Below are 6,862 nucleotides of genomic sequence, written 5' to 3' on the forward strand. Positions count from 1 at the left end.
GTCGATGGACCCTTGGGCCGTGTGCACCGCTCGAAGCGGTGCACACGGCCCGCTTCGTGCCGTCGGCGGGCCGGCGGGCGACAAGGATCGGCAGGCGACAGGGGGTCGACGCGTGACGGGGAGTCAGCGATCAGTGTGGATCGGCGGGTGACGGGGAGTCAGCGGGCGACGGCCTCGGATATCGCGTGCAGTCGCAGGGCGAGCTGGATCTCCAGGGCACGGGCCGGCGACTGCCAGTCCTGGCCGAGAAGCCGGCCTATGCGCTCCAGCCGCTGGGCCACCGTGTTGACATGGACGTGCAGCTCGTCCTTCGTACGGGCTGGGCTCATGCCGCTCGCGAAGTACGCGTCGAGTGTGCGCACCAGGTCCGTGCCGCGCCGCTTGTCGTAGTCGGCGACCGCGCCGATGGTTCGCCGGACGAAGCCCTCGATGTCACGGGTGTCGGCGAGCAGCAGCCCGAGGAAGCCAAGATCCTGCGCGGCCGCGCCCTCTCCTGAGCGCCGCAGCGACCGCAGGGCCTCTACGCAGCGCCGTGCCTCCACGTAGGCCCCCGCTATCGAGCCCGGGGCGGCGACGGGCGCCTCGACCGGAGCCGACGCGCCGACCGTGACCGGCTCGCGGAGCGTGCCGCCGAGGTGCTTGGCGGTCTGGCGGGCGAGGTTGCCGGCGTCGTCTCCGGGGCCGAGCGGCAGCAGCAGGACCGTGCCGCCGTCGCGGGTCGCGGCCAGGCCGTGCCGGGTGGCCGCGAGGTGCGAGGCCGCCGACCAGAGACGCTGGCGGTCCGCGGTGGCCCGCTCCGCACCTCCGGCGCCCGGGTGGGCGTCGATGCGGGCGGCGAGCACCACATGCGGTGCGTCGAGGTCGGCGCGGAGCCGGGCAGCTCGCTCGCGCAGCAGGCGGGGGTCGCGGTCGGGGGCGTCCAGCAGGTCGTCGAGCAGTTCGCCGCGCACCCGCTGCTCGGCCTCGCCCGCGGAGCGGCGGGCCAGCAGCAGGAGGGACGTGACCATCGCGGCCCGCTCCAGGGTGCGCCGGTCGACGGGGTCGAGCGACGGGTGGCCGTGCAGTACGAGTGCGCCCAGCAGTTCGCCCCCGGCGGACACCGCCGCGACCCAGTCGTCCCCGTGCCGTATCGCATGTCCGTCGGTGCCGGTCAGCTCCATGGTGGTGAGCGACGGGGCACCGGGGTCGGCGAACTCGACGGTGCCGTCGAGGACCTCGGACACGGCGCTCGCGACGTCATGCACCCCGCCGCCGTGCAGGACCAGTTCGGTGAGCCGGTCGTGGACGTCCGAGGCCCGCTCGATGACGGCGCTGTGATCACGGATGATCTCGTTGGCCCGCTCCAGCTCGGTGAGCGCGGTACGGGTCTCGGCCAGCAGGTTGGCAGTGTCGATGGCGACTGCGGCGTGGGCGGCGAAGGATCCCAGCAGGGCGACCTGTTCACGCTCGAAGACCCGGGCCCGTCTGTCGGCGGCGAAGAGCACGCCGATGACCTGGCTGCCGAGCATCAGCGGGACGCCGAGGATCGCGACGAGGCCTTCGTCCCGGACGCCCGAGTCGATCGCGCCGGTGTGCTGGAAGCGCTCGTCGTCGAAATAGCTCTCGGTCACATACGGCCGTGCGGTCTGGGCCACGAGTCCGCCCAGCCCCTCCCCCATGCCGAGCCGCAGCTGCTGGAAACGCGCCGACACCGAACCTTCGGTGACGCGCATGTACGTGTCACCGGCCGCGGGGTCGTTGAGGCTGAGATAGGCGACCTCCGTGCCGAGCAGCGACCGGGCGCGCTGCACGATCGCCCGGAGCACCGCGTCGAGGTCGCGCAGACCGGCGAGATCGTGCGCGGTCTCGAACAGCGCGGACAGCTCCGCCTCGCGGCGCCGTCTGCCCTCCAGCTCGGCGCGCACGCGCAGCGCGAGCTGCTTGGCGTGCTCCAGACCGGACAGCGTCTCGGCACCCGCGCCGCTCGCGCGGGCGAGCAGCACGGGCCGGTCGTACGCCTCGGCGGCGGCGCCGCGTGCGAGGAGCTCCAGGTAGGAGGCCTGATCGTGGGACATGAACACAGGGATACCTGCCGTACGGGGGGTCTCGCCAGCCCCTGTGGACGGCGCGGCCCCTGTGGACAACTCCGTCACCCGGCCCCGCCGACCGCCACGGGTCACACCGGGCGGCTCAGTGGGCGGTCCAGCCGCCGTCCATCGCCAGAGACGTACCGGTGACGAAGGACGCCTGCGGCGTACAGAGGTACGCGACCGCTTCGGCGACCTCCTCCGGCTCGATGAGGCGCTTGAGAGCCGAGTCCTTGAGCAGGACGTCCGCGAGCACCCGCTCCTCCGGGATGCCGTGCGCGTCTGCCTGGTCCGCGATCTGCTTCTCGACCAGTGGGGTTCGCACATAGCCCGGGTTGACGCAGTTGGAAGTGACCCCGTGCGGGGCGCCCTCCAGCGCGGCGGTCTTGGATAGTCCCTCCAGACCGTGTTTGGCGGCCACATAGGCGGACTTGAAAGCCGATGCGCGCAGCCCATGCACGGAGGAGAGATTGACGATCCGGCCCCATCCCTGCGCGTACATCTGCGGCAGCGCGCCCCGCATCAGCCGGAACGGAGCTTCGAGCATCACGGTGAGGACGGTGTGGAACACGTCCGGTGGGAACTCCTCGATGGGCCGGACGAGCTGCAGCCCCGCGTTGTTCACCAGAACATCGGTTCCGGCGGCCGCCTCCTCCGCCGCGTCGAGGTCCGTCAGATCGAGGACGTGCGGTTCGACGGCGCCCGCGAGGCCCGCGCCGAGGGACTGCTCGACGAGCGCGTCGAGTCCTGCCGCATCCCGGTCGACGGCCCTGACCTTGGCTCCTGCGGCCGCGAGCCGCAGTGCGCAGGCCCGGCCGATGCCGCTCGCCGCCCCGGTGACGAGGGCGGTGCGGCCGCCGAGGTCGAGAGCGACGGACTGCACGGCGGCGGAGGAAGCGGAGTGGGGGGCGGGACCCGGGCTCATGGTCATGTTCCGCACCCTAGGTACAGGGCAGGCGCCGACCGATGTGGTCAGCGCCCACAGTTCACCCGGTCACCGTGGAGTCGAACCACGTCGGCCCATCGGCGAGCGCCTGCTTGATCCGGAACAGTGCAAACTCCTGAAGCTCGGGCAGCGTGTCCACGGAGAACCAGCCCACCTCCAGCGACTCCTCGTCATTGACGCGCGCCTCGCCGCCGACCGCCCGGCACCGCAGGCAGACGTCCATGAACTGGCACTGGTCGCCGTTGGGGTACGTCACCGGCTTCGACAGCGTCTGCACGAGGACGATCCGCTCGGCGACACAGCGCACGGCCGTCTCCTCGTACACCTCCCGCACCGCCGCCGTCGCCGGCTGCTCCCCCGGCTCCGGGATTCCGCCGATGATCGACCACTTGCCGGTGTCGGCCCGTCTGCCCAGGAGCACCCGTCCGTCGTCGTCGAAGACGACAGCGCTGACACCCGGCAGAAAGAGCAGCTGGTGGCCTGCGGTGGCGCGGATCTCTCGGATGAAGTCGGGAGTACCCATCCTCCGACCCTAACCGGCGCTGCCGCGTCGCTCACGTGCGCGTGCGTAGCCGACCCACCCGAGGGCCCCGGCGGCGAGCGCCACGAGGACGCCTTCGGGCAGCGTGCCCATACGCGTCGCCGGGGTCAGCGAGGAGCGCAGCGGAATCTCGGCGACCAGGGCGTCGGGGGTGAACATCGTCGTCTGCTGGACGATCTTCCCGTCGGGCCGGATGATCGCGCTGACGCCACTGGTGACGGGGACGACGACGGCGCGGCTGTGCTCGACGGCCCGTACCCGCGACATCGCCAGCTGCTGGTACGTCATCTCGCTGCGCCCGAAGGTCGCGTTGTTGCTGGGTACGGAGATCAGCTGGGCACCATCGGTGACGGTGTCCCGGACCGCCCAGTCGAAAGCGGCCTCGTAGCAGGTCGCGAGGCCGACCTTGGTACCGGCGAGGTCGAAGACGCCTACCTTGTTGCCGGGGCCGAAGTCGCGGCGAACCCGGTCGACGTCCTTGCTGAAGAGGCGGACGAAGGGCCGCATGGGGATGTACTCGCCGAACGGCTGGATGTGCCGCTTGTCGTAGGTGGCGACCGGACCGCGCTCCGGGTCCCATTTGATCAGTGTGTTGCGCAGCGGGCCCGTCTCCGGGGTGACGACGGCTCCGACCACGGTGGGTGCGCCGATCGCCTTGACGGCCTGGTCGATCACGAGTCGCGCGTCGCCGTTGCGGTACGGGTCGAGGTCCGAGGAGTTCTCCGGCCACAGCACGAAGTCCGGCTTGGCCACCTTGCCGGCCGCGACATCCTCAGCGAGCTGCTCGGTGCGGTGCGCGTGGTTGTCGAGGACCGCGCGGCGCTGCGCGTTGAAGTCGAAGCCGAGGCGCGGCACATTGCCCTGGATCGCGGCGACGGTCGCGGTGCCGTCCTCGGCGGAGTCGTCGACGAGCGGCAGCGCGGCGAGCGCGCCGCTGACGGGAACGAAGACGGCGAGCAGTGCGGCCGCGAGAGGCCCGCGCGGCAGTTCACGCGTCTTCCGGTACGTACGGAGCCGGCGCGCGGTCTCGTACAGTCCGAAGCCGCTGAGGGCGACGGCGAAGCCGAGGACAGGGGTGCCGCCCACCGCGGCGAGCGGCAGGAAGAAGCCGTCCGCCTGACCGAAGGCGATCTTGCCCCAGGGGAACCCGCCGAACGGCGCCCGCGCGCGGGCCGCCTCGCCGAGGATCCATACGGCCGCGCCCCACACCGGCCACAGCGGCACCCGGGTCACGAGAGCGATGCCCACGCAGGTGACCGCGACGAAGAGGGCTTCGACAGCGGCGAGGGCTATCCACGGGATCGCCCCGACCTCCTCGCCCGTCCAGACGAGCAGCGGAAGCAGGAAGCCCAGACCGGAGAGGTAGCCGAGGCCGAGCGCCGCGCGCGGCCAGCGCCCGTGGAGGCACCAGGCGAGCAATGCGAATCCGGGCAGCGTCAGCCACCACAGGGGGCGCGGCGGAAAGCTCAGATAGAGCAGCACCCCGGACAGCACGGCCGCACCGGGGCGCGCGAGCCGCCGCAGCAGTCGGCGGGCTCGGTCGCGTGGGGCGGCAACGGACTGCTGGGTGTCGGCGGAGGTGATGGTGGCGCTCACCTGCCGGAGTCTACGGCGGCGAAGTGGAATCACGGCAGGGCGGACCGTCCTGCGGCCCTGGCGGCCCGCAGGACGGTGACCGGGCGGGTCCGTCCCACGCCGGGCCGGACCCGGACCCGGACCCGGCCCGGTCCGGGGCACCGGCCCCGAGCGCTGGGCACCGGGCACCGGGCACCGGGCACCGGGCACCGGGGGCGCCGACGCCGGCGTCCCCTGTGTCGGCAGGCCGGGCTCCTCCCCGGCGACGAACCAGGCCGCGCGTCGAGGCGACCGGGTGTCGGCGCGGACGCCCCGCACCCCCGGCCCCGCGCACGGCCTGCCCCGGGCGTGGATCCCAGGCGACGCCCAAGCGCGCAGTTCCGACGCGCACAAGTCCTGCGCAATCCATCCACAAACCACCGCCTCTGCCGTTACCGTGTCGCCAGTCCTGGCTCGCTGCCCGGTCCGGCAGCCGGAAATCAGGGCCCGTCACATTCGGGGGGCGACGGGATGGCACCAGCAGCAGGCCGGTCGGCCGTACAGGACGGTGAGGAACGCCGTGGCACGCCCGACGGCGTCGGCGTCGTCGTACTGGGCTGCTGCGCGGCGTGGGCGCTGATCAGCGCGGCCGGGCGGGACGCGCGGCCGGAGGGCGTTCTTCTCGCGGTGCTGGCCGTCGCCGCCGGATACGCGTGCGGCCGGATCTGCGGCACGCTGCTGCCGGTCGGCGGCCCGGCGGCCGCCTCCCTCGGGGCGCTCGGGCTGGCGATCGCCTCGCCCCACGGCCTGCCCGGCACGGCAGCGGCGACAACGCCGCCCGGCCATACCGGAGCGTCCGCCGCGCTGCTGGTCCTGGCCGCGGGCGCAGCGTGCTGCGCCGCGTCGGCGGCCCGGCGGGTGCCGGCCCGCGTTCTGCTGTGGCTCCTGGCCCTCGCCGCTGTCGGTACGGCTCTCGCGCTGGGCTCGGACGCGGGGTACACCGCGGCGATGGGCGTCCTGCTGTGTTCCCTGGCGGTCGCCCGTATGCGCCGCCGGGTACTGGCTCTGGCCGGGTTCGCGCTGGCCACGGCGCTGGTGACGGGAGGTTCCTGGGCAGTCGCGGATGACGCGCTGCCGCCCGGACTCACCGTCTCGCTTGAGGACCGGCTCACCCCGCACCGGGTGGAGCTGTGGCGGGACGCGGTCGATCTCGCGGAGACACATCCGGTGCTGGGCGCGGGTCCCGACCGGTTCGGCGAGCTGAGCCCGACCGTGCAGCAGTCGCCCGGCTCCGACGGCAAGCCGCATTCCGCGGCACTGCAGCAGGCGGCTGAACAGGGCGCCGTGGGTGTGCTGCTGCTGGGCTCGTTGTACTGCTGGCTGCTGTACGGGTTGTGGCGTTCGCCGCGCTCCACACCCGTGGTGCTGAGTGCGGGTGCCGCGCTGACCGCGCTGGCCGCCCTCGCGAGTGTGGGTAATCCGCTGAGTTTCACCCCCGTCACAGCGGGCGCGGGCCTCCTCGCGGGTCTGGCCACGGCTCGCCCGGCACCGGAACCGCTTCCGCTCTCCGCGCCGACCGCCTCGTGTCCGACGGACGCGGCCCCCGGCACACGCCACCCGGCTGGCTAGTGCCGCGACCGGCAAACATTGCCGGGAGGGGCACCAAGGCCCTTTCTTGCGGGATCTTCCGGGCCGTTAAAACAACCACAGCCTTTTTCTCCCAAAACTACCGAACAAGAAACTGAGGGGGGTCCC

The 6,862-nt window shown here is 72.8% G+C and carries 5 protein-coding genes; 1 reads left to right on the forward strand and 4 read right to left on the reverse strand.

Going from position 1 to position 6,862, the window contains the following annotated elements; all coding sequences use genetic code 11:
* Nucleotides 1-158 precede the first annotated feature (158 nt).
* From ACZ6ZQ_RS37635 to lnt, 4 genes are all read right to left on the reverse strand, one after another.
* Nucleotides 159-2,054: a helix-turn-helix domain-containing protein gene (locus tag ACZ6ZQ_RS37635; RefSeq protein WP_469773040.1), complete on the reverse strand. Its 1,896-nt coding sequence runs from the start codon at nucleotides 2,052-2,054 to the stop codon at nucleotides 159-161.
* A gap of 115 nt (nucleotides 2,055-2,169) precedes the next feature.
* A complete protein-coding gene (locus tag ACZ6ZQ_RS37640; RefSeq protein WP_469773041.1) occupies nucleotides 2,170-2,997 on the reverse strand; it encodes a 3-hydroxybutyrate dehydrogenase in 828 nt (275 codons plus the stop codon).
* A gap of 55 nt (nucleotides 2,998-3,052) precedes the next feature.
* A complete protein-coding gene (locus ACZ6ZQ_RS37645) occupies nucleotides 3,053-3,535 on the reverse strand; it encodes an NUDIX hydrolase (protein ID WP_469773042.1) in 483 nt (160 codons plus the stop codon).
* 9 nt (nucleotides 3,536-3,544) lie between these two features.
* Nucleotides 3,545-5,149 (reverse strand): apolipoprotein N-acyltransferase, encoded by a 1,605-nt coding sequence (lnt, locus tag ACZ6ZQ_RS37650; protein ID WP_469773043.1) that lies wholly within the window; start codon nucleotides 5,147-5,149, stop codon nucleotides 3,545-3,547.
* 489 nt (nucleotides 5,150-5,638) lie between these two features.
* Here lnt and ACZ6ZQ_RS37655 point away from each other — a divergent pair, with 489 nt between their 5' ends.
* Complete coding sequence (locus ACZ6ZQ_RS37655) at nucleotides 5,639-6,736, forward strand: O-antigen ligase family protein (protein WP_469773044.1); 1,098 nt, start codon at nucleotides 5,639-5,641, stop codon at nucleotides 6,734-6,736.
* Nucleotides 6,737-6,862 lie beyond the last annotated feature (126 nt).

It is taken from the genome of Streptomyces sp. NPDC053673, from assembly GCF_055585225.1.